Genomic DNA, 26,645 nt, shown 5'->3' on the forward strand with positions numbered 1-26,645 from the left:
GTTCAGCGGGCTTCAGGGGCGCCAACATCGTTGCAATCGTACAACGTGAGGCGTGTCCTGCAAGCCACAATTCGAGAAATTTATGCCAAAGCCTCACCGCCTTCGTCATCGCCGCTGACGGGGATGTTCAGGCTGTCGAGGCGCTTGCGCAGCGTGTTGCGGTTGATCCCCATGGCACGGGCGGCGCGAAGCTGGTTGCCGCCGTGGCGCCCCAGCATCGCCTCGATCAGCGGACGCTCGACCTCGGCGATGACCCGATCATAGAGCGTGCCGTCGTCCAGCGCCGCCGGATGCGCCAGTGCAAGACGCGCGATATAGGCGCGTACCGCAGCCGACAGATCGCCATCGGCTGCGGCCACCCCGCTCGGCGCGGAGGCAGACCGCGCTTCACCCAGCATCGTTCGCACCGCCTCGGCATCGATCACCTCGTCGCGTGCCAACACGGCCAGGCGGCGCATCATGTTTTCCAGCTCACGGACATTGCCCGGCCAGTCATGCGTGACCAACACGTCAAGCGCATGGGTGTCGATCCGGCGTTTGGGCAATCCCTGGAGCGCGGCGTTTTCGAGGAAGTGCCGCGCGAGCAGCGGAATATCCTGTCGCCGTTCGCGAAGCGCAGGCAAGGCAATCGGCACGACGTTCAGACGGTAGAACAAATCCTCGCGGAAATGCCCGGAGGTGACTTGCTGGCTGAGGTCGCGGTTGGTCGCTGCAACGATCCGGACATTGGTGCGGATCGTCCGCGCGCCGCCCACGGTAGTGAACTCGCCGGATTGCAGGACTCGCAGCAACCGGGTCTGCGCTTCCATCGGCATGTCGCCGATTTCGTCGAGGAACAAAGTGCCCCCCGCCGCCTGCTCGAACCGCCCCGCATTGCGCTGTGCGGCGCCGGTAAATGCCCCACGTTCATGGCCGAACAGCTCTGCCTCGATCAATTCGCGGGGAATGGCGGCCATGTTGAGGGCGACGAAGGGCGCCGCGCGGCGGGGACCCAGGTCATGGATGGCGCGCGCGACGAGCTCCTTGCCGGTACCCGATTCGCCCGAAACCAGGACGGTGAGGTCCGTGGAGACCACGCGGGCGATGACGCGGTACACCCCCTGCATGGCTTGAGACCGTCCGATCAGCGGCAGTGCACGATCGTCATCGCCCACCCCCTCCTCGACAAGGACGCCGCGCCGCGCCAGGGCTCCGGCCACCGCATGGGTCAGCGCATCGAGATCGAAGGGCTTGGGGAGATATTCATACGCGCCGACCTCCGCCGCCCGAACGGCCGTCGTCAGCGTATTTTGTGCCGACAAGACGATGATCGGCAGCGCCGGAAACTGCTCCGCCACGGCCCGGATATGGTCGATCCCGTCGCCATCGGGCAGGATGACGTCCGTAACCAGCACGTCGGGCGCACCGCCCGCCAGGATACGATCCAGCCGCGCCAGCGTTTCCACGGTCGTGACCTCATGCCCGGCCCGTCGCAGCGCCTGACCCACGACGGTGCGGATCGCAGCATCGTCATCGACGACCAAGACATGACTCATGGATGGGCTCTCGGCAGAAGCAGGCGAAGGACCGTCATTTCCGGCGTGCCCTCCCTGGCATATTGAATGATGCCGCTCATGTCGCGGACGAGCTTGTCGACGAGCGCGAGACCCAGCCCCTGCCCCTCGCGGCGGCCGGACACGAACGGGTCGAACAGGTGGTCGGCAATGTCGGCGGGTGCACCCGGTCCGTTGTCGATCACGCAGATTTCGATCGGCAGCGGTAGGCGGGGCCGCCCTTCCCCGGCGCTGACCGACATGCCGTGACGATAGGCGGTGGTCAGCACGATCTGTGGGTTACGAACCGCCCGGACCGCCTCGCGGGCATTTTTGAGCAGATTGATGACGATCTGGAGCAGCGCGTCCCGATTGATCCGCGCCGGGGGCAGCGAGGGGTCGAAACGCTCTTCGATCGGAATGCCGCGCGCGAACCCAGCGAGCGCGACGCCCCGCGCATGACCGAGCAGCGGATAGATATTTTCCGACGCCAGCGGGAGTGGCCGGGTATCGCTGAAATCCTGCATCCGGTCGATCAGGGCGGCGATCCGGTCGACCTCGGTGGTGATGAGCGTCGTCAACTCGCCGCCGTTCAGCAGCTGCGCCGCGCCCCGGATACCGGATAGCGGATTCTTGATCTCGTGCGCCAGCATTGCGGCCGCACCCACGGCGGCGCGTGCGCCCGCGCTGCGATCCGAGGCATGGGCGAGCCGTCGCGATGGTCCCGCGCTGTGAAGCGTTATGGCACGCCAGCCGGGATGGTCGGGAACCTGCGCTTCGACGAAGTCGACCCGGATCTTTGGACCATGGGGCATGGCGATCACCGTGTCGTATACGGCAAAGCCATGGCCGTCGCGACTGCGCGGCGCATCCGGCGGCGGCAGGATCGCGGCCAGTGGCTGTCCGATCATCAAGCGCTCGGACAGGTTGAGCAACTGCTCCGCCAAGCCATTGGCGTGAGCGATCCGGTCGTCGGGGTCGACCACGACCACGGCCACTGGCAATGCGGCAAATAGCGAGCCGAAGCCGGGACGGCCGTGACCGGCCGTGTCAGGCAGCCGCTGCAAGCTCGATCTGCGGCAGGTAGAAGTCGCGCAGCATCGTCTTGACCCGCTCGGCGCTGGCTTCCTGGTTCACCTTGTTCCGGAACTCGGCCGAGCCGTGCAGCCCGCGCGTGTACCAGCCGATATGCTTGCGCGCCATGTTGACGCCTGTCTCGGTGCCATAATGGTCGAGCATCGCGTCATAATGTTCGGTGACGGCGCGATATTGCTCGTCCAGGGGGGGGTCCTCGCGCCGTTCCCCGGTCGCGAACCAGTGCATGACCTGGCCCAGCAGCCAGGGACGCCCATAGGCCCCGCGGCCAATCATCACGCCGTCCGCCCCCGACTGGTCCAGCGCCGCCCCGGCATCGTCAATCGAGCAGATGTCGCCATTGGCGATGACCGGAATGCTGACCGCCTCCTTCACTTGGCGGATAAAGGCCCAATCGGCGCTGCCCTTGTACATCTGGTTGCGGGTGCGGCCATGGACGGTGATCATCTTGACGCCGATATCCTCAGCGATGCGCGCCAGTTCGGGCGCATTGAGGCTGTCATGGCACCATCCCATCCGCATTTTCAGCGTGACGGGCACATCGACCGCCGCGACGGTCGCGCGGATGATCTCCGACGCCAGCCTCAGGTCGCGCATCAGCGCCGAGCCCGCATCGCCATTGACGACCTTGCGGACCGGGCAGCCCATGTTGATGTCGATGATCGCGGCCCCGCGATCGGCATTCAGCTTGGCCGCCTCGCCCATCTCATAGGGAGTGCAGCCGACCAGCTGCATCGACACCGGTTCTTCCAGCGGATGCCAGGCGGCCTTCTGGACAGACTGGCGTGTTTCGCGGATCGCAGCCTGGCTGGCGATCATCTCGGTCACGTTCAATCCCGAGCCGTAGCGGCGGACGAGGGTGCGGAACGGCATGTCGGTGACGCCGGTCATCGGCGCCAGCACGACGGGGCTGTCGATCGTCACCGGACCGACCTGGATGGGAGCGAGATTACGCATCATACTGCCTGAAAACTAAGCAGCCGCCATAAGGGAAGAGGCTCTGAATGGCAAGGTTGGCGAGCCCGCTCAAAAGCCGCTACGCGAGGGCCATGAACCAGGAAGGAAAGATCGCCGCGCTGATCGTTGCGGCTGGCGGCGGGTCCCGCATGGGCGGCGGCGTGCCGAAGCAGTTTCGCGACCTGGGCGGCCGGCCGATGCTCGGCTGGAGCTACACCGCCCTGACCTCGCATCCGGCGATCGACACGGTGCTGACCATGGTGGCGAAGGAACAGATCGATCATGTCCGGTCGATCCTGCCCGGCGGCTGGGTCGAAGCGGGGGGCGCGAGCCGACGCGAGTCGGTCTCGTTGGGCCTTCGACATCTGGCGCTTGCGGGCGTGACCAAGGTCCTGATTCATGACGCTGCCCGACCCTTTTTGTCGGCGGAGGTGATAGACCGTGTGCTGGCGGGCCTGGCCTCGGCGGACGGTGCAATGCCCATTCTGCCCGTCGCCGACACGCTGGCGCAATCGGACCACGAGACTCTGGGCGCGATCGTGCCGCGCGAAGGCGTGGTGCGGGTCCAGACGCCGCAGGGTTTCCACCTGCAATCCATCGTCGCCGCGCACGCCGCATGGCCAGCTGATGCAGAAGCGACGGACGACGCGCAGATGGTGCGACGGCTTGGCGGGCGCGTCGCTTTGGTGCAGGGCGATGTCATGCTCGAGAAAATTACCTATCCCGACGACATGACCGGAGCTGATCTGCGCCTGGCCTGGGAAACCCGGACCGCGATGGGCTTCGATGTCCACCGGCTTGAGGATGGCGAGGAATTGTGGCTGGGTGGCGTGCTTATCCCGCACCATCAGGGGCTGTCGGGGCATAGCGACGCCGACGTCGCGCTTCACGCTCTGACGGACGCCCTGCTCGGCACGATCGCGGCAGGCGATATCGGCACCCACTTTCCGCCCAGCGATCCGCAGTGGAAGGGCGCCGAGTCGGGCCAATTCCTGCAGCACGCCGCCAGGCTGATCGCTGACAAGGGCGGGCGGATCGATTTCGTCGACCTGACCATCATCTGCGAAGCCCCGAAAATTGGCCCGCACCGTGCCGCCATGATTGAGCGGATCTCAGACCTGCTCAATATCGAGCAGAGCCGCGTCAGCCTGAAGGCGACCACGACCGAACGGCTGGGTTTCACCGGCCGCGGCGAGGGCATTGCAGCTCAGGCGGTGGCGACGGTCCGCCTGCCTGGCGGAGTAGCGGCATGAAGCGGCTTGGCCTGATCGTCGCGCTGATCGCGTTGGCCGCCCCCGAAATGGCGAGCGCGCAAGCCCGCGCCTGCATCACCGCGCCAGAGGCGGAAGCGATGACGCTGGTCGCCATGCCGGACATCCTGCGCGAAACGGGCCGCGTCTGCGGCGCGCGTCTGCCCGGAACGAGCTTGATCCGGGGTGGCGGCTCGCTGATCTCGAAATATGAGAGTGCCGCCCAACAGGCCTGGCCCGCCGCACGCGCCGCGATCGTCAAGCTGTCCGACCCGGCGATCGACACGCTGCTTCAATCGGATTATGCCCGGCCGCTGCTGACCTCGCTGCTGGTGCCGTTCATCGTCGGGCGCATCGGATTGGAGGATTGCGGGACGATCGACCGGCTGGTGACGCAACTTTCCCCCCTGCCCCCGCGCAACATGGCCGGAGTCGTCGTAACCGCCCTTCAATATCTCAAGACAGAAAAGACACGCGGGCGGCAGGTGGCCGTGCCCGACCTGCCGCTTTGCGCCAACGGAAACTGATATGGACGTTCTTCTTCCCCGGGAGCTGACCGAACTGGCCGAACGCGTCGTCGTCGCGAACCGCGCCGCCGGTCGTCGCGTCGCGCTTGCCGAGAGCTGTACCGGTGGCCTCGTTGCGGCGGCCCTTACGGAAATCCCCGGATCGTCCGACGTGGTCGAGGCGGGTTTCGTGACCTATTCCAATCAGGCCAAGATCAACCTGTTGAACGTCAATCCCGAGGTCATCGACACCTTTGGCGCGGTGTCGACCGCCACCGCCTGGGGTATGGCGCAGGGCGCGCTGGCGGCAAGCGACGCGGACGTGGCGGTCGCCATTACGGGCGTGGCAGGGCCTGGCGGCGGCACTGCCAAGAAGCCGGTCGGCACGGTCGTCTTCGCCCAGGCGCTACGCGGTGGCGATCCGGATGACGTGAAGGCCGAACGCCATGAGTTCGGCGATATCGGGCGTGGCGGTATCCGGCTTCAGGCCGCGCTGTTGGCGCTGGAACTGCTAATGCCGTAAAGCTTGGCGGCGCGATCCTCGAATGCGCCGATCATGCGGCGCAGCGCGGTGCCGAACACCTGCCCCGCCAGCATTTCGAACACCCGGTTCTTGAAGGCAAAGTCGACCGTGAAGTCGACTGCGCACCCCTGTTCCTCGGGGCGGAAACGCCAATTGTTGCGCAGATATTTGAGTGGCCCGTCGAGATATTCGACGTCGATCACGCCGGGCCGTTCCTTGGTCACGCGACTGGTGAACGTCTCGCGCAGGCCCTTGAAGCCGACGATCATGTCGGCGACCGTCTCGGTCGGCGTGTCCGAACGGACCCGCATCGCCGAAACCCAGGGCAGGAACTCCGGATAACGCGCGACATCCGCGACCAGATCGAACATCTGCTCCGGCGTATAGGGCAGATGCCGCGTCTCACTATGTTTGGGCATCAGCGAACGCTTGCGAGCTTCGCCTCGCGCGCCGACCGCAGCCGTTCGAAATCGTCGCCCGCGTGATAGCTGGAGCGCGTCAACGGCGAGCTTGCGACAAGCAGGAAGCCCTTGGCCCGCGCGATCGCGGCATAGGCGTCGAACGCCTTGGGCGTCACGAACTCGGCGACCTTGGCGTGGCGCGGCGTCGGCTGGAGATACTGGCCCATGGTCAGGAAATCGATGTCGGCCGAACGCATGTCGTCCATCACCTGATGGATTTCCAGCCGCTCTTCGCCCAGGCCCAGCATCACCCCCGACTTGGTGAAGATCGACGGATCATGGCGCTTGACGCTCTCCAGCAGGCGGAGCGACGCATAATAACGCGCACCCGGCCGGATGGTCGGGTATAGCCTGGGGACCGTCTCCAAATTGTGGTTGTACACGTTGGGACGCGCCTCGACGATCGACTCGATCGCCGCCTGCGCCTTGTTGCGGAAGTCCGGCGTCAGGATCTCGATCGTGGTGTCGGGCGTCGTGCGGCGGAGCGCCTGGATCACCTTCACGAACTGCGACGCGCCGCCATCGGGCAGGTCGTCCCGGTCGACCGAGGTGACGACGATGTGCTTCAGCCCCATCTGCGCGGCAGCATCCGCGACATTCTGCGGCTCCATCGCATCGACCTTGCGCGGCATACCGGTCTTCACGTTGCAGAAGGCGCAGGCACGGGTGCAGGTATCGCCCAGGATCATGACGGTCGCGTGCTTCTTCGACCAGCATTCCCCGATGTTCGGGCAGGCCGCTTCTTCGCAAACGGTCGTCAGGCTCTTGGCCCGCATCAGCTCGCGGGTGGCAGCGAAACCGGCGCTCGTCGGGGCCTTGACGCGGATCCAGTCCGGCTTGCGCGCGCGCACCGGCGCGGCCAACGGTGTCAACTCGTTCATGGCTTGCGAAATAGCGATGGTGAGGGCTGGACACAATGCCTGCCGCACGCAACGCATGGCGGCATCAGACACACTTTGATATGGAACCGAAACGGCCGTGTCCGGTTCGCGTGCTAGAACGTACGTTCCCTCACTGCATAAGAGAGACCAATGACCGACTTTAACGACCTCGTGGATGGCTATCAGCGCTTTCGGACCTCCGATTGGCGTCGCCAGCGCGACCGCTGGGCCGAGTTGAAGGAAGGCCAGAGCCCCAAGGTGATGGTGATCGCCTGCTCGGACAGCCGTGTCGATCCGGCCCAGATCTTCGACACGCTGCCCGGTGAAATTTTCGTGGTGCGCAACGTGGCGAACCTCGTGCCTCCGTTCGAGACGGGCGGCGGTCATCATGGCGTGTCGGCGGCGTTGGAATTCGCGGTGACGCAGCTGGAAGTGAGCGATGTCGTCGTCATGGGCCACGGCGCCTGCGGCGGCTGCAAGGCGGCGCTGACCCAGGGGTTTGCGCACGCCCCGCAAGGTGAAGGCGGTTTCGTGTCCGATTGGGTGAGCCTGCTCGACGAAGCGCGCGAAAAGGTCATCGCCAAGCATGGCGACGCGGCCGATGCCGACGCGATGCGCGAGATGGAGCTGGAGTCGGTTCGCACCTCAATCGCCAACCTGCGTACCTTCCCCTTCGTTACGAAGCGTGAGGATGCGGGCAAGCTGACCCTGCGCGGCGCGTATTTCGCGATTGCCGATGGCGTGCTGCACTTGATGGACGAGAATGGCGAGTTCAAGCCCGCCGCCCCGGCCCTCGCTGCGGCGTAAGGAACTCGGTCCGGGTCCCCGACCCGGACTCGAGACTAAAAAAAGGGCGGACGCCGCATCCGGCGCCCGCCCTTTTCATTGCGCTCTTGGGAGGATCAGCTCGCCGGAGAGGCGACGACCTGATCCACGTCCTTCTTGGTTTCCGCGGTCGAGCGCAGCGACAGTTCGCGCATCTGCTTGTTGCTCGGCAGGCTGGGAGCGCCCATCAGCAGATCCTCGGCGCGCTGGTTCATCGGGAACAGCGAGATTTCGCGAAGGTTCTGCGCTCCGCAGATCAGCATGACGATACGGTCGACACCGGCGGCCATGCCACCATGCGGCGGCGCGCCATATTGGAAAGCGCGGTAGAGGCCGCCGAACCGTTCCTCGACATCCGCCTTGGACAGGCCGACCTTCTCGAACGCGGCAACCATCAGTTCCGGCGATTGGTTACGGATCGAGCCCGATGCGATCTCGAAGCCGTTGCACACCAAGTCATACTGATAGGCCTTGAGCGACAGCGGATCGGCGGAGTTCAGCGCCTCCATGCCACCCTGCGGCATCGAGAAGGGGTTGTGCGCGAACTCAACCTTCTTCTCGTCCTCGTCCCATTCGTAGAAGGGGAAGTCGACAATCCAGCACAGGCGGAACGCGCCCTCCTCGATCAGGCCGAGCTGCTCGGCGACGCGGGTGCGTGCGAGCCCGGCCAGCTTGGCCGCCGCCTCGACCTTGCCCGCCGCGAAGAACAGGCCGTCATCGGGTCCGAGACCGAGCGCGGCGTAGATAGCCTCCATGCCCTCGGTGCCGTGGTTCTTGGCGATCGGGCCGCCGAACTCGCCGCCCTTGCGGGTTACATAGCCCAGGCCGGCGTGACCCTCGGCGCGCGCCCATTCGTTCATCTCGTCGAAGAATTTGCGGCTCTTCTCGGCGGTCTTGGGCGCCGGGATCGCGCGGACCACGCCGCCCGAACCGACGATCTTCTCGAACAGGCCAAAGCCCGAGGTCGTGAAATGCTCGGACACGTCAGTGATGATCAGCGGGTTGCGGAGATCGGGCTTGTCGTTGCCATATTTCAGCATCGACTCGGAGTACGGAATGCGCGGAAACTCGCCGATCGGGGTAACGGTCCGGCCATCGGCGAACTTCTCGAAAATGCCGCCGATCACCGGCTCCATCGTCTCCCACACCTCTTCCTGGGTGACGAAGCTCATCTCCAGGTCGAGCTGGTAGAACTCACCCGGCAGACGATCGGCGCGCGGGTCTTCGTCGCGGAAGCAGGGCGCGATCTGGAAATAGCGGTCGAAGCCGGCGACCATTAACAGCTGCTTATACTGCTGCGGGGCCTGGGGCAGCGCGTAGAACTTGCCCGGATGGATGCGGCTGGGCACCAGGAAGTCGCGCGCGCCCTCCGGCGACGACGCGGTCAGGATCGGGGTCGAATATTCGGTGAAGCCCGCCGTCTCCATGCGACGACGCATGTCCGAGATCACCTGGGTCCGGCGCACGATGTTGGCGTGCAGCGTCTCGCGGCGCAGGTCGAGGAAGCGATAGCGCAGGCGGATATCCTCGGGATATTCCTGCTCGCCCGCCACCGGCATCGGCAGTTCCTCGGCCGCCGACAGCACGGTCGCGCCGCGCGCGAACACCTCGATCTCGCCGGTCGCCAGGTTCGGGTTGATCGTGCCCGCCGAGCGCGCCTTCACCACGCCGTCGATGGTCACGACCGACTCGACACGGATGCTCTCCAGAATGGCGAGCGCAGGCGTGTCGCTGTCGGCGACGATCTGGGTGATGCCGTAATGGTCGCGCAGATCGACGAACAGGACGCCGCCATGATCGCGCTTGCGATGGACCCAGCCGGACAGGCGAACCGTCTCGCCGACCGCCTCAGCAGTCAGCGCGGCGCAGGTGTGGGTACGATAGGCGTGCATGGCGGACATTCTCTGTACGTCTGGGGAAAGTGCTGCCGCTTCCCCGCCTGCCCGGTTTTTGTCAATCCTAATGTGCCCAAATGCGTCAGGCGCGCCTTCCTCTTTGTCAACCTGCGCGCGCCGGGCTATGTGCGGACGATGCACGTTCATCCGTTGATTACCGACAGCGCCACGCTCGCCAATCTCTGCGCCCGCCTCTCCCAGGCCGACTATGTGATGGTCGATACCGAGTTCATGCGGGAAAGCACCTATTGGCCCGAACTCTGCCTGATCCAGATCGCCGACACCGAAGAGGCCGCCGCGATCGATCCCAAGGCGCCGGGGCTCGACATGACGCCGCTGCTCGACCTGCTGGTCAACAATGACGAGGTCCTGAAGGTCTTCCATGCCGGTGGGCAGGATATCGAGATCATCTACAACCTGACCGGCAAGACTCCGCATCCGCTGTTCGACACTCAGATCGCGGCGATGGCGCTGGGTCAGGGCGAGCAGATCGGTTATTCCAACCTGGTCGACAGCTGGCTGGGCATCGCCGTCGACAAGGGTGCGCGCTTCACCGACTGGTCGCGACGCCCGCTCGACCAGCGTCAGGTCGATTATGCGATCGGCGACGTCACCCATCTGGCCGCCATATTCCCCAAGATGCTCGAGCGGCTGCGCAAAACCGGGCGCGGCGCGTGGCTGGATCAGGAAATGGAGAGGCTGGCCGATCCGGCGCATTATGCCAACGATCCCGATGTCGCGTGGAAGCGGGTGCGCGTGTCGGGGCGCAAGCCCGATATGCTCGGCCGGTTGAAGGCGCTTGCCCGCTGGCGCGAGCTGGAGGCGCAGGCAAAGGACCTGCCGCGCGGTCGCATCGTCAAGGACGAGACGTTGGCCGATCTCGCCGGGCATCCGCCGCGCAAGCAGGCTGATCTGGCGAAGGTGCGTGGGTTGTCGGCGACATGGGCGAGCAACGATATCGGCGCGCGCCTGATGGATGCACTGGAGGGGGCCGAGCCGCTGGGCGCCGACGAGCTGCCGGCGCGTGACGACCGCAAGCCGGGCTTGGGGCGTGAGGGCGCGCTGGTCGCCGATCTGCTCAAGCTGCTGCTGAAGATCCGCGCGCGTGACATCGACGTCGCGCCACGCCTACTGGCCCGCGCCGATGATCTGGAGATGCTGGCGGCGGGTGTACGCTCCGGCCTGTCGGTGCTCGACGGGTGGCGGTTCGAGCAGTTCGGCCGTGATGCGCTCGATCTAGTCGAGGGGCGCACCGGCTTCGTCGTGAAGGGCGGCAAGTTGAAGATGGTCCGTACCGTCGAGGAAGAGGCGTGATTCGCGCGACGATCCTGCTGGCAGCGCTGCCGCTGGCCGCGTGCGTGACCACGCCCAAGGCCGCAGTGACGACCGAAATGTCGGAATGCGGCAGCGGCAAGGCTACTGACCTGGTCGGCAAGCGCTGGACCGAGGCGATGAGCGCGCCGACGCTGAAACGTACCGGCGCGCGGGGCCTACGGGTTATCGCGCCGGGCGATGTGGTGACGATGGATTATCGACCCGACCGACTGAACATCGAAACCAATGCCGAGGGCCGGGTCGTTCGTCTCAAGTGCGGCTAAGCCGAACCGGCGTCTTGCCCAGTGCAGTCGCCAGCGTCGCATGGCGACGCTCCACCGCTTCCCCGTAAAAACCCCGGTCAGCCTCCAGCATCTCCAGACCCAGACGGCCGTCGTCCAGCACCAGGGCCGTCCGCTCCAGAGGCCCGGCCAGCCCGCCGCTCAACCGCTGGCCCAGCCGGATCGCGAGACCCCAGCTTGTCGCCAGCTTCAGCTGTGCGGGGCTGGCCAGCTCGGCGAGCGGCGACGGCACGTCCAGGCCACCGCCCAGACTGGTGTGAAGCGCCTGCGCCAGCATCGCACGCCCCTCCGCATCGATGCCGACCCAATTGCCATGCAGCGCAATCTCAACGCCGCGTTCGGCACGAAATTCGGGATTGGCGCGCCAGCCCACATCGGCGAGCAGGCACGCCGCGTGACGGAGCCGGGGTTCCGCCGCTGCTTCGCCTGCGAATAACGGCGCGATCCAGCTTTCCAGCAAATCGCCATGTTCGGGGAAACGGCCGAGCAGCCGCCCTTCCTCGCGTGCCGCGACGATCAGCGGGTCGAGAGCGCGGGTCCTGGCGTCCAGCCCACCGTATAGGAGCCCTTCGCGCAGGCCGAAGGCGGACACGACCGTCGTGCTGCTGCCCAGATGCTTCAGCAACACGCTGAGCAGCGCGGTCGCGTCGGTCAGCGTCGCGGCACGGCTGGACGACAGCCCCTTCACTTCGCGAAGCCGCGCCTTGCCGAGATGCGGAATGGTGCGCGACAGACGCAATATGTCGAGCGGGGTCAGTTCATAATGATGGATGATCGGCAGCGGATAATCGGCCAGCGTCATGTCCAGCCGCGCGAGCGCCCGCCACGATCCGCCGACCATGTAGAAAGGCAAGCCACGTCCGCGCCCTTCCCAGCCTGCGTCCTCGATCAGGCGACCGATATGCCGCTCGAAAGCCTTGCTGCCCTTCTCGCGCAGCGCCGGGATACGCAGCACGCCAAGCGGAAAGGACACCCGGTCCTCGACGCCGCCGTCCCGAACGCGAACCAGCTCCAGACTGCCGCCGCCCAGATCGCCGACGATCCCGTCGGCATCGGGAATGGCGGAGATAACCCCCTCGCCCGCCGCCTTGGCCTCCTGTTCGCCCGACAGTAGCTCGACCTCCAACCCCAGCGACTCGGCGCAGGCAATCAGTTCGCCGCCATTGGCCGCATCCCGCACCGCCGCCGTCGCAACGGTGCGCAGCGTCGCAACGCCCATCTCACGTGCCAGACTGGCAAATCGGGCGAGCGCGACCTGCGCCTTGTTCAGCGATGCCGGGTCGATCGCCCCGGTCGCGGCCAGCCCGCGCCCGAGTCCCGCCATCACCTTCTCATTGAACAGGATAGCGGGCAGGCGCGGCGGTCCTTGATAGACGACCAGTCGCACCGAGTTGGAGCCGATATCGATGATTGCCGTACGCGGCGCGCGGGGACCTACCATCGCTCAGCGCGCGCCGGTCAACGCTGCCGCCGAAGCGACAAGGTTGGCACCGCCTTGCTGGTGTCGAGCGCGGCGCCGCGCCCCGAAAGCGAGGGATTGGTCATGAAATACCGATGCAGGTTGAAGGGGCGATCGCCGGGCTCGTCCCGGACATAGTGGCCGTCCGGCTCCAATTCCCAGCTCTGTTCGTTGTCGAGCAGGTTGGCGACCATCACCTGATCCAGGATCTGGTCGTGAACGGTGGGGTTCAGGATCGGCAGCATATATTCGACCCGGCGGTCGAAATTGCGCGGCATCCAGTCGGCCGAGGAGATGAAGACCTTGGCCGCGTCATGGGGCAGCGCCTTGCCGTCGCCGAACGCCCAGATGCGGCTATGCTCCAGGAAACGGCCGACGACCGACTTGACCCGGATATTCTCCGACATGCCGGGCACGCCGGGACGCAGGCAACAGATGCCGCGCACGATCAGGTCGATCTCGACCCCGGCGCCACTGGCCTCGTAAAGCTTTTCGATCACCTGCGGGTCGACGAGCGAATTGACCTTGGCCCACAGGCTGCCGGTCCGCCCGGCGCGAGCATGGGCGATCTCGGCATCGATCAGCGCCATCAGATTGTGGCGCAGGTCCCGCGGCGACAGGCTGACCCGGTTCATCGCCGCCGGTTCGACATAGCCGGTAATGTAATTGAACATCTGCGCCGCGTCGCGCCCGATCAGCGGATCGGCGGTGAAGAAGCTGAGATCGGTATAGATTCGCGCGGTGACGGGATGATAATTGCCGGTGCCGAAATGGCAGTAGGTGCGAAAATTGCTGCCCTCGCGCCGGACGACCATCGACACCTTGGCATGCGTCTTCCAGTCGATGAAGCCGTACACGACCTGCACCCCTGCCCGCTCCAGCGCCGAGGCCCAGTAGAGATTCTGCTCTTCGTCGAACCGCGCCTTCAACTCGACGATAGCGGTCACCGACTTGCCCGCCTCGGCCGCCGCAATCAGCGCGTTGATGATCGCCGACTGCTTGCCGGCGCGGTAAAGCGTTTGTTTAATCGCGACCACATCCGGATCGGCAGCCGCCTGTTTCAGGAAAGCGATCACCACCTCGAACGTCTCGTAAGGATGGTGGACGACAATGTCCTTGGATGTGATCGCGGCGAAGCAATCGCCCGCAAATTCGCGGATTCGTTCAGGAAAGCGTGGACTATAGGGCGGGAATTTCAGATCCGGCCGATCCTCGTCGACAAGCATGTCGAGATCGCCGATGCCAAGCAGGTTGCCGCTTTCGGTGATGATCGCGTCGGCACCGCCCAATTCGCCGCGCAGCACATCGGCCAATTCGTCAGGCATCCCGGTTTCCAGCTCCAGCCGTATCACCCGGCCGCGCCGCCGCCGCTTGATGGCATTGGCGAAATAGCGGACCAGATCCTCGGCCTCTTCCTCAATCTCGATATCGCTGTCGCGCAGCACGCGGAAGGTCGCCGCGCCGTTGACCACATAACCGGGAAAGAGCAGCCCCGAAAAACGGCGCAGGATCGTCTCGATCGAGACATAGCGCGCACCCTCCCCCGGCAGGCGGACGAAGCGCGGCATGGTCGCCGGGATCATCACCAGCTCGCGAATCGGCGCCTTGTCCGACACGCGGGTCAGGTCGAAGATCATCGACAGGCCCTTGTTCGGGATGAAGGGAAAGGGGTGCGCCGGATCGAGCGCCTGCGGGGTCAGGATCGGGAAAATCTGTTCGCGGACATGCGTTTCCAGCCAGGCACTCGCCTCCGCGTCGATCGCGTCGCGGCGCAGGACGAAGATGCCCGCCTCGTCGAGCAGGTTGCGCAGGTCGCCCCAGACCTCCTGCTGGCTGGCCATCAGACGATCCGCCTCGGCGACGATCCCACTCAGCTGCTGCCCTGGCGTAAGGCCATCGACCGAGCGCTGCTCGACATCCTGCGCCTGCTGCCCCTTCAGCCCCGCGACACGCACCATGAAGAACTCGTCCAGGTTCGAGCCCGAGATCGACAGGAAGCGCAACCGCTCGAGCAGCGGATGCGCCGAGTTGCATGCCTCCTCCAGCACGCGGCGATTGAACGCCAGCCAGGAGAGTTCGCGATTGAAATACCGTCCGTTCGGCTCCGTTGCGAAATGGTCGTCGTCAGGCTCTGACATTTGCGCGATATGGGCGGGACGGGTCATGGTTACTCGCTCGGGCGGCTCACGGTTCGGCGATCAGGCCGGCCGCAATCAGGGTGGATCGTGCAAGGGCAATCGACAAGCGCGCGCGGCGTTCCATCGCTCCCTGATCGAGCATATCCACTGCGCGGATGACAGAAAGGTGACTACGCTCGATCCTCAGCGTCAGCCACTCGATCAGATCGGGCCGAGCATCCAGGCCACGGCGCTCGAACAGATGCTCGAACAACCCGGCAACCAGTTCATCATCCGGCGGGCCGATCTCGGCCAAGCTGCTGTTGGCCAGGCGCGAACGGAGGTCGGGCAGCTTGACCTGCCAGCGCGGCGGTGGCGAGTCGGCGACGATCAGCAGAGGGCGCCGCTCCGCCTGGGCGATATTCCATGCATGGAAGATCTGAACTTCGGGCACACGCTCGGCGTCGTCGATGATTGTGCCCCCGCTCTTGGCCGCAAAGATGCGCGCCAGCAGCGACCGTCCCGACTTGCGCGGACCGGTCAGGATCGCAGCCATGGTCGGCCACGCCTGCCATTGCTCCAGCATCCGCGCTGCCATCCGATTGGACTCGGTCAACAGGAACGCATCGGATCGGGGGTCCGCCGGCCATTGCAGCGGCAGCGCCATCTGGTTCATCCGGTAACTACGCCGTCCGATGGAGGCACCGGCGCGGGCACTTGCGGTGCGCGCCGGATGCGAAGGGTGGTGCCCGAACCGGACACCTGAAGGCCGCGCTGCTCCAGCGCGCGGCGAAGCTGATCGGGATCGCCGTCATAGGTGACGGCCATGATCGACACGCCGCCCAGCGCCAGGCTGGTCGTGCCGGCTCGAATCACTCCGGGGATACCCCGCACCAGGCTTTCGGCATTGGCGACGGCACTGGCGGTCGGCGCGTCATATTGCAGCGTGACGGTGATCCCCGCGCCCGACGACGCGATGGCCGCATCCAGTCCGGCAATCGGCTCCTCGCCCGGTGCGGTATCGTCGATGATCGTGGCCTGCGGCTTGGGCGGCGGGCTGAGTGAGACGTCGGGTTGCAGCGTACCGCTCGCCAGCGCCTTTTGGTAAAGCCCGTCCAGCCGCATAACCCCCGTGTCGAGCAGTTGCGGCAAACCATCGGTGCTGCCGACCCGCAAGGTGACCGTGCCCAACAGCGTGTTGTCGGGTCCATGCCGAGCCTCGAACACGCCGATCACCGGCCCGCCCGGCCATTGGCGATAGAGATGCACCACCGGGATCAGGATGTCGGACGCGCCATATTGATCGAGAATCGCCCGCCACCAGCCACGCGACCGCCGCCCGATCTGCCCGGCATCGAGCAACAGGGGCTCCGCTCCCGTTCCCGCCGGGCGGATATAGTCGATGGTGGTGTTGCCAGTCCGGAACCGCGCCCAAGCCTGTTGCCAAGGCGTCCGCGCCTCGAACATCTGGGATACGCCGCCCGAAATCTGAAGCGGCATGACCAGCATCGGCGGCGAGCGATCGGCATAGGCCGACACGCCCAACACCGATGCCGCGCGAACCCGGTCGAACAATATGCCGAGCTTGGCGACATAGCGGGTTGGACCGATCTGTTCGTTTTCCACCACGATGCCGCTGACCAGCGAATCGAGCAGCCCATCCGATGCAGCCGTGCCGCCGCGTCCCAGCCGTTGAGCCAATATCGCCCAGCCCTTGCGCTGCGCGATCCGCCAGCCGCCGAGCCGCGCGGCTTCCGCCGTCTTGCCTGACACGTCGACCGCGACGCCCGTCACTTCGTAGGAGCCGCCATTGTCGACCGGCGCGACGCCGCGCGCCTGCCCTTCGATCTGGGCAAACACCGCACCGCCTCCCATGCCTAACCCGGCAAGGGCAGCCAGACCGGCCATGATGGGGGGCAATCGCAAACGCATCGCGGCCTTTTGGCGAAGCAGGCGTGGAAATCCAAGCGCGATATAGCTAACGGGCAAACATGACCGACAACAGCACGCCGTCCACCAGCCCTTCGCCCGCCGAAAAGGGTGCGTCCTACACCTATGCAGATGCTGGCGTTTCGATCGCCGCGGGTAATGCGCTGGTCCGTGCGATCGGCCCGCTCGCCAAGGCGACGCGGCGGCCGGGCGCGGATGCGGACCTGGGCGGCTTTGGCGGCTTCTTCGACTTGAAGGCTGCCGGTTTCACCGATCCCCTGCTGGTCGCGGCCAATGACGGGGTCGGCACCAAGCTGAAGCTCGCGATCGAGCATGACCGCCATGACGGCGTCGGCATCGACCTGGTCGCGATGTGCGCCAACGACCTGATTGTGCAGGGTGCCGAGCCGCTGTTTTTCCTCGATTATTACGCAACCGCCAAGCTGGAAGGCGATGTGCCGGAGCGTGTCATCGCCTCGATCGCCGAAGGCTGTCGCATCGCGGGATGCGCCCTGATCGGCGGCGAAACGGCCGAGATGCCGGGCATGTATGCGCCAGGCGATTACGATCTGGCGGGCTTCTGCGTCGGCGCGGTCGAGCGCGATCAGGTGCTGACCGGCGCGACCATCGGCGATGGCGACGTGATCCTGGGCCTCGCCTCGTCGGGCGTGCATTCCAACGGTTTCTCGCTGGTTCGTCGTCTGGCGACGGACAAGGGCTGGAAGCTCGACCGTCCGGCGCTGTTCGATCAGGACATATTGCTGATCGAAGCGCTGATGGCCCCGACTCGGATCTATGTCCGCTCGCTGCTTCCCTCGATCAAGGCGGGCGCGATCAAGGGACTCGCGCATATCACCGGCGGCGGCCTGCTCGAAAACATTCCGCGCGTGCTGCCCAAGGGCGCGCACGCGGTGGTCGATGCGGACGGCTGGGAACAGCCGCGCCTGATGGCGTTCCTGCAGGCGCAGGGCGGCATCGAGCCCGAGGAAATGGCGCGCACCTTCAACTGCGGGGTCGGCATGGCAGTGATCGTCGCCGCCGACCAGGCGGACACGCTGGCCGAAGCGCTGCGAGCAGAAGGCGAGACGGTCGTCACGCTCGGCCACGTCGAAGCGGGCGAGCGCGGCTGCACCGTCAAGGGGTCGGCAGGCACCTGGAGCGCCAAGGCCGACTGGACCGCGACCCATGTCGGCTGACCAGCCGGTCAAGGTCGGCATCCTGATTTCCGGCCGGGGCTCCAACATGCAGTCGCTGGTTGCCGCCGCGAAGGTGCCGGACGCTGCCTATACCGTCGCGCTGGTCGCGTCCGACAAGCCCGACGCAGCCGGGCTGGCCTGGGCGAAAGAACAGGGGATCGCCACCTTCGCGCTGTCACCCAGGGGGATCGGCAAGCCAGCCTATGAGGCCGCCATCGACCAGGCCCTGCGCGACGAGGGCGTTCAGGTGATCGCGCTGGCGGGCTATATGCGACTGCTGTCCGGCGATTTCGTGTCGCGCTGGCGCGGGCGGATCCTCAACATCCATCCCTCGCTACTGCCGCTCTACAAGGGGCTCGACACGCATGAGCGCGCCATCGCAGCGGGCGATGCCAAGGCAGGCTGCTCGGTTCATGTCGTGACCGAGGAACTGGATGACGGCGAAGTGCTGGGTCAGGTCGAGGTGCCGATCCTGCCCGGCGACGATGCGGCGGCACTTGCGGCCCGTGTGCTCGTTGAAGAGCATCGATTGTACCCGCAAATACTCACGGAGTTCGTACGTCGATGACCGATTTCCTGTCCAGCATCCGCGACATCGCCATGCAACTGCCCGGCACGGCCGAGGAAGCTGGCGATGGCGACACCCGCTTCCTGGTCGAAGGGAAACCCTTCCTCCGGGTAAGCGGTACGTCGTCGGCCATCCATCTGCGCGCCGCCGATAAGGACCGGGAACCGCAATGGAACGCGCTGACGCTGACCGCCGACAGCGACTGGACGCTGATCGAGGACCAGATTGCGCGGAGCTGGGAACTGGTAGCGCCGACCGAGCTGCTGGAAGCGGGCGGGCGATGAGCGGGGCGGCGGGCGAAGAGGCCGCCGAGCGCGCCAAATCGCGGCGGCGCCTGCTGACGCTGGCAGAATTCGTGGCGGTCGCAGGATTGATGGTGGCGGCGCTGACCCTGTACCTCAACTGGTCGCAACGGCGTAGCGACGCCGAGGACAAAGCCGCTTCGGCCAGCGCTCAGCGGCAGGAGCGCGCCCGGCTAAATCTGACCGCGACGGTCGAAGGCGACGGCCGCCGTCTGCTTCTCCGCGACGCGAACCATGATCTTCAGGATGTCGCGATCGATTTCCCCAAGGCCTCGGGCATCGGACGTCAGATCCCGGTGGGCGACCCTGCCATAGAGGCAGAGCCGATCGCCGGGCCGATCCTGGCCTTGACGGACGGAAAGACCGACACCCGCGAAGGGCGACTGCCCGCGCTCATCACGGTCCGTTACTGGGACGGCGATACCGCGCGGACCGTGACCGGACTTTATGACATCATCTGGGGCACGCATGGTCGCCTGTTTCGTGGACGAGCGCTGCGGCTGGAGGGACTGCGGCTACGCGATCGAAACGGCACGACCGCAAAGCTCGACGCCGCTTGGACGGCCCGTCGCGGCTAAAGGTTTCTGGCATAGACGACATCGTCAAAGACGGTGTCGCCGACCTGGAATTGCCGGGTTCCCACAAGGGCGAAGCCTTCGCGCTCGTAAAAGGCGCGGGCACGTTCGTTGATGCCGAGCACGCCCAGCAACATCCGGCGGCGGCGCCTCGCACGTGCGTCATCGATCGCCATCGTCATCAGCCTGTGGCCCAGGCCGGTGCCGTTGGTCAAGGACAGGGTGTAGATGCGGCGAAGCTCGATATCCCGCGCATCCGTCTCAACCGGCAGATCGGGAGAGGTGAGCAGCGTATAGCCGACCGGCGCCGCACCGTCGGGATGCTCCGCCAATGTTGCCACGCAAGCCGGATCGGCAATCCAGGCATCGAACTTGGCGGGCGAGCTGTTCAGGGTGCAGTGACGCACCATGTCGGGACCGGCGATGGTCCCGGCAAAAGTCTCTAGGAACGTGGCGGCCGCGACGAGCGACAGCGCGGGCGCATCGCCCGGCCCGGCCCGTCGCAGCCGCCATTCCATCAGCCGACGATTTCTTCGGGCTTGAAGAAGTACGCAATCTCGATCGCAGCATTCTCGTCCGAATCCGAACCGTGAACGGTGTTGGCTTCGATCGACTCGGCCAGTTCCTTGCGGATCGTGCCCGGCTCGGCGTTCGCCGGGTTGGTCGCGCCCATAATGTCACGGTTGCGCTGCATGGCGTTCTCGCCCTCGAGAACCTGCACGACGACCGGACCCGAGATCATGAATTCGACCAGATCGTTGAAGAAGGGGCGCTCCTTATGCACCGCATAGAAGCCCTCGGCCTGCTCGCGAGTCATCTGGATGCGCTTCGAGGCGACGACGCGCAGGCCGGCCTCCTCCAGCATCTTGGTGACGGCGCCGGTCAGGTTGCGGCGGGTCGCGTCGGGCTTGATGATCGAAAAGGTACGATTCGCGGCCATGATGGTCACGCAGCTCCTGATAAATGTGTTGGCTGGAAGTGGCGCCGCCCTAGTCGGGGCGCGGATGCAATGCAATGTCTTATAAGGGCGGACCTGATCCTCCTCGGTACGGGGAGGTGGCAAGGCGAAGCCCTGATCGCGGGGGGGCTTCCGTAAAGGCCGTACCTTGAGGCACGCCCCCTCCACCAGCTTCGCTGGTCCCCTCCCCGTGCCGGGGAGGATCAAGTCAGGCCGCCTGTTCCCAGCGACCCTGGTCATTCTGCTTCCAGTAACGCCGCTCGACGCCTTCCCGATCGGCCAGCGCCTTCCACGCGGCACGCGCTTCGCCGATGCGGTCGCCGTCGAAGAAGTGGAACGCTCGGTCGAAGGTCAGAACCTCGTCGCGCCAGACGCCGTCCGCCAGTGCGACATGCCGCGCGCCATTGGTCGGCTGCACCTCGCCTGCGATCAGGATGGGTTGTGCGGCATCGTCACTCTCCCCCGCCTGGGCATGAGGAAGAAAGCCGTCCGCCGGTATCATCCATAGCTGCCGGTCGAGCGCGGCGCGCTGGTCCGCGTTACCGCTGACGATCAGCAACCGGCCGCCGCCCGTCACCACCCGATCGGCGATGACGGGCAGCAGCCGGTCGAGCGGCGCGATCGTCAGATGATAGAAATCGACCTGCATCGCGCCGCCTCGTTTTGCTTACGCCTCGAACCGATCCGCGACGAACCGGTCGAGCAGGCGCACACCATAGCCGGTCGCGCCCTTGCCATGGTTGACGCCCGGCTTGTCCGACCAGACCATGCCCGCAATGTCGAGATGCGCCCAAGCGACGCCCTCGTTGATGTAGCGCTTCAGGAACTGCGCCGCCGTGATCGAACCGCCGCCACGCGGGCCGACATTCTTCATATCGGCGATCTGGCTCTCGATCAGCTTGTCATACGCCTCGGACAGCGGGAAGCGCCACAGCTTCTCGCCCGTCTCCGTGCCTGCCGCCAACAGCGATTCGGCCAGCCCGTCGTCATTGGCGAACAAACCGCCATGCTCATGGCCCAGGCTTATGATCATCGCACCCGTCAACGTCGCGAGATCGACGATGGTCGAGGGCGAATGCGTCTTCTGGACCCAGGTCAGCGCATCGCACAGGACCAGGCGGCCTTCGGCGTCGGTGTTGATGACCTCGATCGTCTGACCCGACATGGATGTAACGACATCACCCGGGCGTTGCGCATTGCCGTCCGGCATGTTTTCGACCAGGCCCATGACGCCGACGACGTTGGCCTTGGCCTTGCGCGCCGCGATCGCCTTCATCGCGCCCGCGACCGCGCCGGCGCCGCCCATGTCCCACTTCATGTCTTCCATGCCGGCGGCGGGCTTGATCGAGATGCCGCCGGTGTCGAAGGTCACGCCCTTGCCGACCAGCGCCAGCGTCTCCGCATCCGGAGCACCACCGTTCCACTTCAGGACCAGCAACCGCGCTTCGCGCACCGAACCCTGGCTGACACCAAGCAACGCGCCCATGCCCAGGTCGCGCATCTGCGCTTCGTCCAGCACGGTGACTTCAAGGCCCAGGCCCTCGACGTCCTTCAGGACGCGCTCGACGAAAGTTTCCGGATAGAGCTTGTTCGGCGGCTCGGACACGAGCGTGCGGGTCAGTTCCAGCCCGCCATTGACGGCATGAACGCGCGCATAGGCGGCTTCCGCATCCGCCCCGGCATCGACGATCGCGAGCTTGGTCAGCGTCGGCTTGGACGTTTCGGGCAATTTCGTCCGATAAACGTCATGGCGCCAGCCGCGCTGGACGGCCGCGCCTGCGAAGCCCGCGACCGCCTCGGCGGAAGGCTTGTTGCCCATCCCGGTCAGAATGACCGCGGCCGAGGTCGCACTGGTCAGCAGCTTGGCGGTCAGCGCGCCGCCCGCCTTGCGCCAGTCGGCATCCGTGCCCTCACCTACGCCCAGGAGAATGACCCGCCGCACTTCATCATCGAAGGGCACGAACGCCTCGACCAGCGATCCCGCTTCACCCTTGAAGCGGGCCGCGTCGGCCGCAGCCTTGGCGACCGCCACCATGCCGTCGCCGCCGACAACTCCGGTAACTGCGCCGTCCTTGGGAATCGGGACGACGAGCACATCGTTCGCATCGGCGGCGGAGGTAAAGACGATCTGCATGGGTATCCTCGGCTAAACTCGTAACAGTTGCTATCATCTAGGCTCTTGGACCGTCGTGGCAAGCACGCGATTGCAGCGAGCCGCCGGTGATGCGATAGGCAGGCCTTTCAAGGCGTCGCCCTGCCGGGGGGAGGCTTCGTGATCGTGACGGCAAGGACGGACCAGATATCATCGTGCGCAGAATGACGCTTCTGACTGGCAGCGCCCTGCCCTTCGCGCTTGGGATCGCGACCGTGATGGCCAGCCCGGCCCTTGCCGCGCAAGACCTGCAGGACCGCCCCGTCACCCCGCCGCCCAGCGAAGGGGCAGCCCCGACCGACCCCGATCAGGTTCGTTTCAGCGCCGAGCAGCTGGAATATGACATTGACGCCGATATCGTGACCGCGACCGGCGAGGTCCGCATGATCCGCGAGGGAGAGCGGCTGCGTGCGGACAAGGTCACCTGGAACCGGAAGACGGGCAAGGTCCTGGCCACGGGCAATATCGCGGTCACCAACCCGCAGGGCGATATCGCCTATGGCGACCAGATCGAGCTGACCGATTCGTTGAAGGACGGCGTCGTCGACAACATGCTGGTCGTGCTGGAGCAGGGTGGCCGTCTGGCCGCCGAGCGCGGAACCCGCCAGCAGGACGGCACGGTCAATCTCGAACGCGCCGCCTACACGCCTTGCGCGGTCGAAACGTCCGAAGGCTGCCCCAAGGAGCCGTCCTGGAAGATCACTGCCGTCCGCGTCACCTATCGCCCGGACCGTGAGCGCGTCTATTTCAACGGGGCCAAGCTCAACCTGTTCGGCCTGCCCACCATTCCCCTGCCTCGCCTGTCCGCGCCGGTCGGCCCGGGCGGCGACAGCGGTTTCCTGACCCCCGATATCCGGCTCGACCGGGTGAACGGGGTCGAGGTCGCCGTCCCCTATTATTGGCGTCTGGCCCCCAATAAGGGCCTGACCGTCACGCCGCACGTCTTTACCGCCGTGCTGCCGATGATGCAGGCGCAATATGAGGAGCTGAACACCCTCGGCGCATTCCGCATCACCGGCTATGCCACCGCCAGCCGCCGCAGCGACGATCTGAACACGCTGAACCCGACCGACACGTCGCAGGCGTTTCGCGGCTATCTGGACGCCGTCGGCCGCTATCAGTTCTCGCCGGAATGGAGCCTGTCGGGCTCGATGCGGATCACCACCGACCGCACGTTCCTGCGCCGCTACGATATTTCGCGCGACGACCGGCTTCGCACCACCGCCAGCCTGGAGCATATCGACGCCAACAGCTATTTCGCCCTCACCGGCTGGTATGTCGAAACCCTGCGCGTCAACGATCCGCAGGGTCAGCAGCCGATCGCCCTGCCCGAGCTCGACTATCGCCGCCGCTTCGACGACGGCCTGCTCGGCGGCAAGTTCGAGATGCAGCTCAATACGCTGGCGATCAGCCGCACGGCCGGACAGGATACCCAGCGCGCCTTCGCCAGCCTGCGCTGGGACCTGCGTCGCCTGACCAACTGGGGCCAGGAGGTGACCTTCACCGCCTATGGCCGCGCCGATGCCTATAACGCCAACAACATCGCCACGACGCCGTTGGTCTATCAGGGGCTGGCCGGGTTCCAGGGGCGCGGCATCGGGGCGCTGGCGGTCGACGTCAAATGGCCGTTCGTCGGCGAATTGTGGGGCGGCAGCCAGCGGTTCACCCCGCGTGTCCAGATCGTCGCGAGCCCCCAGATCCGCAATATCGAGATCCCCAACGAGGATGCTCGCGCGGTTGATCTGGAGGATTCCAACCTTTTCGCGCTGAACCGTTTCCCCGGTTACGACCGATTCGAGGATTCGACCCGCATCACCTATGGTGCCCAATGGGCGCTGACCCTGCCGGGCTTCACGTTCGACACGATCGTCGGACAGAGCTTCAGGCTGAACGATCGGCCGACGATCCTTTATCCGGGTACCGGCTTGTCGGACCGCTGGTCGGATATCGTCGGGCGGACGGAGCTGCGCTTCCGCGACTTCGTCTCGCTGACCCATCGCTTCCGGCTGGACAAAGACAGCTTCGCGGTGCGCCGGAACGAGATCGATGCGACCATCGGTTCGCGAACCACCTATGTTCAGGCGGGCTATCTCCGGCTTGACCGTAACATCTTCACATCGATCGAGGATTTGCAGGATCGCGAGGAGCTTCGCCTGGCGGGCCGGGTCCAATTCGCGCGCTTCTGGTCCGCCTTCGGCTCGACGGTGATCGACCTGACCGACCGGGCCGAGGACGCCTTGTCATTGTCGAACGGCTTTGATCCCATTCGACACCGGCTGGGCGTGCAATATGAGGACGACTGCCTGCGGCTCGGCTTCACCTGGCGGCGCGACTATGTGAACACGGGTGACGCGCGGGCCGGCAACAGCTTCCTGTTGACTCTGGCGTTCACCAATCTCGGTCGCTAAGCCGGTATTCAGCATGGTCGACCCATATTGCGACGGTTACGCGCCCCATCAGGCGCGATGAGGATCACAGACACGGTGAAGCACGACATTCGTACCAAGGGCCGCGGCATTCGCGCGGGCGCAACGCTGATGCTGATCGCGCTGGCAACGGGCGCGCTGGCGCAGACCGTTCCGGATCAGGCCGTGCCGGACACCGGCGGCCTCAACATCCCGTCGAATCTGCAATTGTTCGGCAAGCTGGACCCGAATGTCCGCAAGCCCACGGCGATCGTCAACGACACCGTGCTGACCCAGACCGATATCGACCAGCGCATGGCACTGGCCATGGCGTTGAACAACGTGACCAACCTGTCGGCCGAGGATCGCGACCGCCTGCGCATGCAGATCCTGCGTCAGCTCATCGACGAGACGTTGCAGATCCAGGAGGCCAAGACCGCCGAGGTCACCGTCACTGCGGACGAGATCAACCAGGCCTATGCCCGTTTCTCCAAACAGTTCGGCAAGACGCCCGCGGAGATGAATACCTTCCTGCGGCAGGTCGGTTCGTCGGAAAAATCGATGCGTCGTCAGATCGAAGGCGAGCTCGCTTGGAGCCGCTATCTGCGCAAGCGCGTGGAGCCCTTCGTCAATGTTGGCGACGAGGAAGTCACCGCGATCCGCGCCCGTCTGGAAGCCGCCAAGGGCACCGAGGAATATAATCTCAAGGAGATTTTCCTCTCCGCCAACGAGGCGACCGGACAGCAGGTGTTCAACAACGCCCGCCAGATCATCGCCGAAATCCAGAAGGGACAACAGCCCTTCGAGTATTTCGCACGCAGCTTCTCGGAGGCATCCACCCGCGCGGTGAATGGCGATCTGGGATGGGTTCGCGCGGCGCAGCTGCCGCCCGAACTCCAGGCTGCGGTACAGCAGATGCAGGTCGGCCAGGTCGCCGGGCCGATTCAGATTCCGGGCGGCTTCTCGATCCTGTACCTGACCGACAAGCGCCAGGTGCTGACGGCCGATCCGCGCGATTCGCGCCTGTCGTTGAAGCAGCTGACGGTCAAATTCCCGGCGGGCACTACCCAGGCGCAAGCCAGCGCCCGTGCGGCGGATTTTGCCAAGGCTACCCAGGCCATCCGCGGGTGTGGCGACGTGCAACGTGTCGCGACCGCCTTGAAGGCCGAAGTCGTCGACAACGACCAGGTGACCATTCGCCAGCTGCCCGCGCCGCTTCAGGAAATCCTGTTGAAGTTGCAGATCGGCCAGGCCACCCCGCCCTTCGGTTCGCCGGAGCAGGGCGTGCGCTCGCTGGTGCTGTGCGACCGCGAGGAGCCGCGCTCGGGCAACCTGCCGACCAACGATCAGATCCAGAATCAGGTCGAGCAGCAGCGGGTCAATCTGCGCGCCAACCAGAAGATGCGCGACCTTCGTCGCGACGCGGTAATCGAATATCGTTGA

26 protein-coding genes are annotated in these 26,645 nt (G+C 65.6%); 12 read left to right on the plus strand and 14 right to left on the minus strand.

Annotation, left to right across the window (positions count from 1 at the left end; translation table 11 throughout):
* Positions 1 to 80: 80 nt before the first annotated feature.
* Genes ntrC through dusB form a run of 3 tightly spaced genes read right to left on the minus strand, consistent with a single transcriptional unit; the run spans position 81 to position 3,584 of the window.
* Positions 81 to 1,535: a nitrogen regulation protein NR(I) gene (gene ntrC, locus GGR45_RS06365; protein ID WP_175312168.1), complete on the minus strand. Its 1,455-nt coding sequence runs from the start codon at positions 1,533 to 1,535 to the stop codon at positions 81 to 83.
* Positions 1,532 to 2,599, minus strand: a complete 1,068-nt coding sequence (locus tag GGR45_RS06370; protein ID WP_175312167.1) for a two-component system sensor histidine kinase NtrB — start codon at positions 2,597 to 2,599, stop codon at positions 1,532 to 1,534. Before GGR45_RS06370 ends, ntrC begins: the two co-directional genes overlap by 4 nt.
* Positions 2,583 to 3,584 carry a tRNA dihydrouridine synthase DusB gene (dusB, locus tag GGR45_RS06375; protein WP_175312166.1) on the minus strand — a complete coding sequence of 334 codons (1,002 nt, stop codon included), beginning with the start codon at positions 3,582 to 3,584 and terminating at the stop codon, positions 2,583 to 2,585. Before dusB ends, GGR45_RS06370 begins: the two co-directional genes overlap by 17 nt.
* A 92-nt stretch (positions 3,585 to 3,676) precedes the next feature.
* Here dusB and GGR45_RS06380 point away from each other — a divergent pair, with 92 nt between their 5' ends.
* The 3 genes from GGR45_RS06380 to GGR45_RS06390 are packed head-to-tail and all read left to right on the plus strand — an operon-like array spanning position 3,677 to position 5,863.
* Entirely contained in the window at positions 3,677 to 4,837 is a 1,161-nt protein-coding gene (locus GGR45_RS06380; RefSeq protein ID WP_175312165.1) for a bifunctional 2-C-methyl-D-erythritol 4-phosphate cytidylyltransferase/2-C-methyl-D-erythritol 2,4-cyclodiphosphate synthase, read from the plus strand.
* Complete coding sequence (locus GGR45_RS06385) at positions 4,834 to 5,361, plus strand: hypothetical protein (RefSeq protein WP_175312164.1); 528 nt, start codon at positions 4,834 to 4,836, stop codon at positions 5,359 to 5,361. The genes GGR45_RS06380 and GGR45_RS06385 overlap by 4 nt, the downstream gene beginning before the upstream one ends.
* A 1-nt stretch (position 5,362) precedes the next feature.
* Complete coding sequence (locus GGR45_RS06390; protein ID WP_175312163.1) at positions 5,363 to 5,863, plus strand: CinA family protein; 501 nt, start codon at positions 5,363 to 5,365, stop codon at positions 5,861 to 5,863.
* Here the strand turns inward: GGR45_RS06390 and GGR45_RS06395 are convergent.
* Positions 5,824 to 6,282: a type II toxin-antitoxin system RatA family toxin gene (locus tag GGR45_RS06395; RefSeq protein WP_175312162.1), complete on the minus strand. Its 459-nt coding sequence runs from the start codon at positions 6,280 to 6,282 to the stop codon at positions 5,824 to 5,826. The two genes, GGR45_RS06390 and GGR45_RS06395, sit on opposite strands and share 40 nt — an antisense overlap.
* Positions 6,282 to 7,205 carry a lipoyl synthase gene (gene lipA, locus GGR45_RS06400; RefSeq protein ID WP_175312161.1) on the minus strand — a complete coding sequence of 308 codons (924 nt, stop codon included), beginning with the start codon at positions 7,203 to 7,205 and terminating at the stop codon, positions 6,282 to 6,284. The genes GGR45_RS06395 and lipA overlap by 1 nt, the downstream gene beginning before the upstream one ends.
* Before the next feature lie 150 nt (positions 7,206 to 7,355).
* On the opposite strand from lipA, the gene GGR45_RS06405 reads away from it, so the two are divergent.
* A complete protein-coding gene (locus GGR45_RS06405) occupies positions 7,356 to 8,012 on the plus strand; it encodes a carbonic anhydrase (RefSeq protein WP_175312160.1) in 657 nt (218 codons plus the stop codon).
* Positions 8,013 to 8,107: 95 nt separating this feature from the next.
* On the opposite strand, the gene aspS is transcribed toward GGR45_RS06405, so the two are convergent.
* Positions 8,108 to 9,922: an aspartate--tRNA ligase gene (gene aspS / locus GGR45_RS06410; RefSeq protein WP_175312159.1), complete on the minus strand. Its 1,815-nt coding sequence runs from the start codon at positions 9,920 to 9,922 to the stop codon at positions 8,108 to 8,110.
* Positions 9,923 to 10,060: 138 nt separating this feature from the next.
* On the opposite strand from aspS, the gene rnd reads away from it, so the two are divergent.
* Both rnd and GGR45_RS06420 read left to right on the plus strand, forming a co-directional pair.
* Positions 10,061 to 11,239 (plus strand): ribonuclease D, encoded by a 1,179-nt coding sequence (gene rnd, locus GGR45_RS06415; RefSeq protein ID WP_175312336.1) that lies wholly within the window; start codon positions 10,061 to 10,063, stop codon positions 11,237 to 11,239.
* A complete protein-coding gene (locus tag GGR45_RS06420) occupies positions 11,236 to 11,523 on the plus strand; it encodes an I78 family peptidase inhibitor (protein ID WP_285138793.1) in 288 nt (95 codons plus the stop codon). Before rnd ends, GGR45_RS06420 begins: the two co-directional genes overlap by 4 nt.
* On the opposite strand, the gene GGR45_RS06425 is transcribed toward GGR45_RS06420, so the two are convergent.
* Genes GGR45_RS06425 through GGR45_RS06440 form a run of 4 tightly spaced genes read right to left on the minus strand, consistent with a single transcriptional unit; the run spans position 11,510 to position 17,049 of the window.
* Positions 11,510 to 12,982, minus strand: a complete 1,473-nt coding sequence (locus GGR45_RS06425; RefSeq protein ID WP_175312158.1) for a Ppx/GppA family phosphatase — start codon at positions 12,980 to 12,982, stop codon at positions 11,510 to 11,512. The genes GGR45_RS06420 and GGR45_RS06425 overlap by 14 nt on opposite strands.
* Positions 12,983 to 12,999: 17 nt before the next feature.
* Positions 13,000 to 15,165 (minus strand): RNA degradosome polyphosphate kinase, encoded by a 2,166-nt coding sequence (locus GGR45_RS06430; protein WP_175312157.1) that lies wholly within the window; start codon positions 15,163 to 15,165, stop codon positions 13,000 to 13,002.
* Positions 15,166 to 15,184: 19 nt separating this feature from the next.
* Complete coding sequence (locus tag GGR45_RS06435; RefSeq protein WP_175312156.1) at positions 15,185 to 15,793, minus strand: P-loop NTPase family protein; 609 nt, start codon at positions 15,791 to 15,793, stop codon at positions 15,185 to 15,187.
* Positions 15,790 to 17,049 (minus strand): heavy-metal-associated domain-containing protein, encoded by a 1,260-nt coding sequence (locus GGR45_RS06440; protein WP_175312155.1) that lies wholly within the window; start codon positions 17,047 to 17,049, stop codon positions 15,790 to 15,792. Before GGR45_RS06440 ends, GGR45_RS06435 begins: the two co-directional genes overlap by 4 nt.
* Before the next feature lie 59 nt (positions 17,050 to 17,108).
* On the opposite strand from GGR45_RS06440, the gene purM reads away from it, so the two are divergent.
* Genes purM through GGR45_RS06460 form a run of 4 tightly spaced genes read left to right on the plus strand, consistent with a single transcriptional unit; the run spans position 17,109 to position 19,690 of the window.
* Positions 17,109 to 18,242, plus strand: a complete 1,134-nt coding sequence (gene purM, locus GGR45_RS06445; protein ID WP_175312154.1) for a phosphoribosylformylglycinamidine cyclo-ligase — start codon at positions 17,109 to 17,111, stop codon at positions 18,240 to 18,242.
* Entirely contained in the window at positions 18,232 to 18,810 is a 579-nt protein-coding gene (gene purN, locus GGR45_RS06450) for a phosphoribosylglycinamide formyltransferase (RefSeq protein ID WP_175312153.1), read from the plus strand. Before purM ends, purN begins: the two co-directional genes overlap by 11 nt.
* Positions 18,807 to 19,094, plus strand: coding sequence for an MmcQ/YjbR family DNA-binding protein (locus GGR45_RS19650; RefSeq protein ID WP_246358088.1), 288 nt, complete (start codon positions 18,807 to 18,809; stop codon positions 19,092 to 19,094). The genes purN and GGR45_RS19650 overlap by 4 nt, the downstream gene beginning before the upstream one ends.
* A complete protein-coding gene (locus GGR45_RS06460; RefSeq protein ID WP_175312152.1) occupies positions 19,091 to 19,690 on the plus strand; it encodes a hypothetical protein in 600 nt (199 codons plus the stop codon). The genes GGR45_RS19650 and GGR45_RS06460 overlap by 4 nt, the downstream gene beginning before the upstream one ends.
* Here GGR45_RS06460 and GGR45_RS06465 read toward each other — a convergent pair.
* From GGR45_RS06465 to GGR45_RS06480, 4 genes are all read right to left on the minus strand, one after another.
* Positions 19,687 to 20,205 (minus strand): GNAT family N-acetyltransferase, encoded by a 519-nt coding sequence (locus GGR45_RS06465; RefSeq protein WP_175312151.1) that lies wholly within the window; start codon positions 20,203 to 20,205, stop codon positions 19,687 to 19,689. The two genes, GGR45_RS06460 and GGR45_RS06465, sit on opposite strands and share 4 nt — an antisense overlap.
* A complete protein-coding gene (gene ndk / locus GGR45_RS06470) occupies positions 20,205 to 20,627 on the minus strand; it encodes a nucleoside-diphosphate kinase (RefSeq protein WP_042482585.1) in 423 nt (140 codons plus the stop codon). The genes GGR45_RS06465 and ndk overlap by 1 nt, the downstream gene beginning before the upstream one ends.
* A gap of 226 nt (positions 20,628 to 20,853) precedes the next feature.
* Complete coding sequence (locus GGR45_RS06475; RefSeq protein ID WP_175312150.1) at positions 20,854 to 21,294, minus strand: DNA polymerase III subunit chi; 441 nt, start codon at positions 21,292 to 21,294, stop codon at positions 20,854 to 20,856.
* A gap of 18 nt (positions 21,295 to 21,312) precedes the next feature.
* A complete protein-coding gene (locus GGR45_RS06480) occupies positions 21,313 to 22,779 on the minus strand; it encodes a leucyl aminopeptidase (protein WP_175312149.1) in 1,467 nt (488 codons plus the stop codon).
* 182 nt (positions 22,780 to 22,961) lie between these two features.
* Between GGR45_RS06480 and GGR45_RS06485 the strand changes: the two genes are divergently transcribed.
* Positions 22,962 to 25,205: an LPS-assembly protein LptD gene (locus GGR45_RS06485; RefSeq protein WP_175312148.1), complete on the plus strand. Its 2,244-nt coding sequence runs from the start codon at positions 22,962 to 22,964 to the stop codon at positions 25,203 to 25,205.
* A gap of 57 nt (positions 25,206 to 25,262) precedes the next feature.
* On the plus strand, positions 25,263 to 26,645 hold the full coding sequence (locus GGR45_RS06490) for a peptidylprolyl isomerase (protein ID WP_175312147.1): 1,383 nt from the start codon (positions 25,263 to 25,265) through the stop codon (positions 26,643 to 26,645).

This window comes from Sphingomonas zeae, from assembly GCF_014197135.1.
Classification (GTDB): domain Bacteria; phylum Pseudomonadota; class Alphaproteobacteria; order Sphingomonadales; family Sphingomonadaceae; genus Sphingomonas; species Sphingomonas zeae.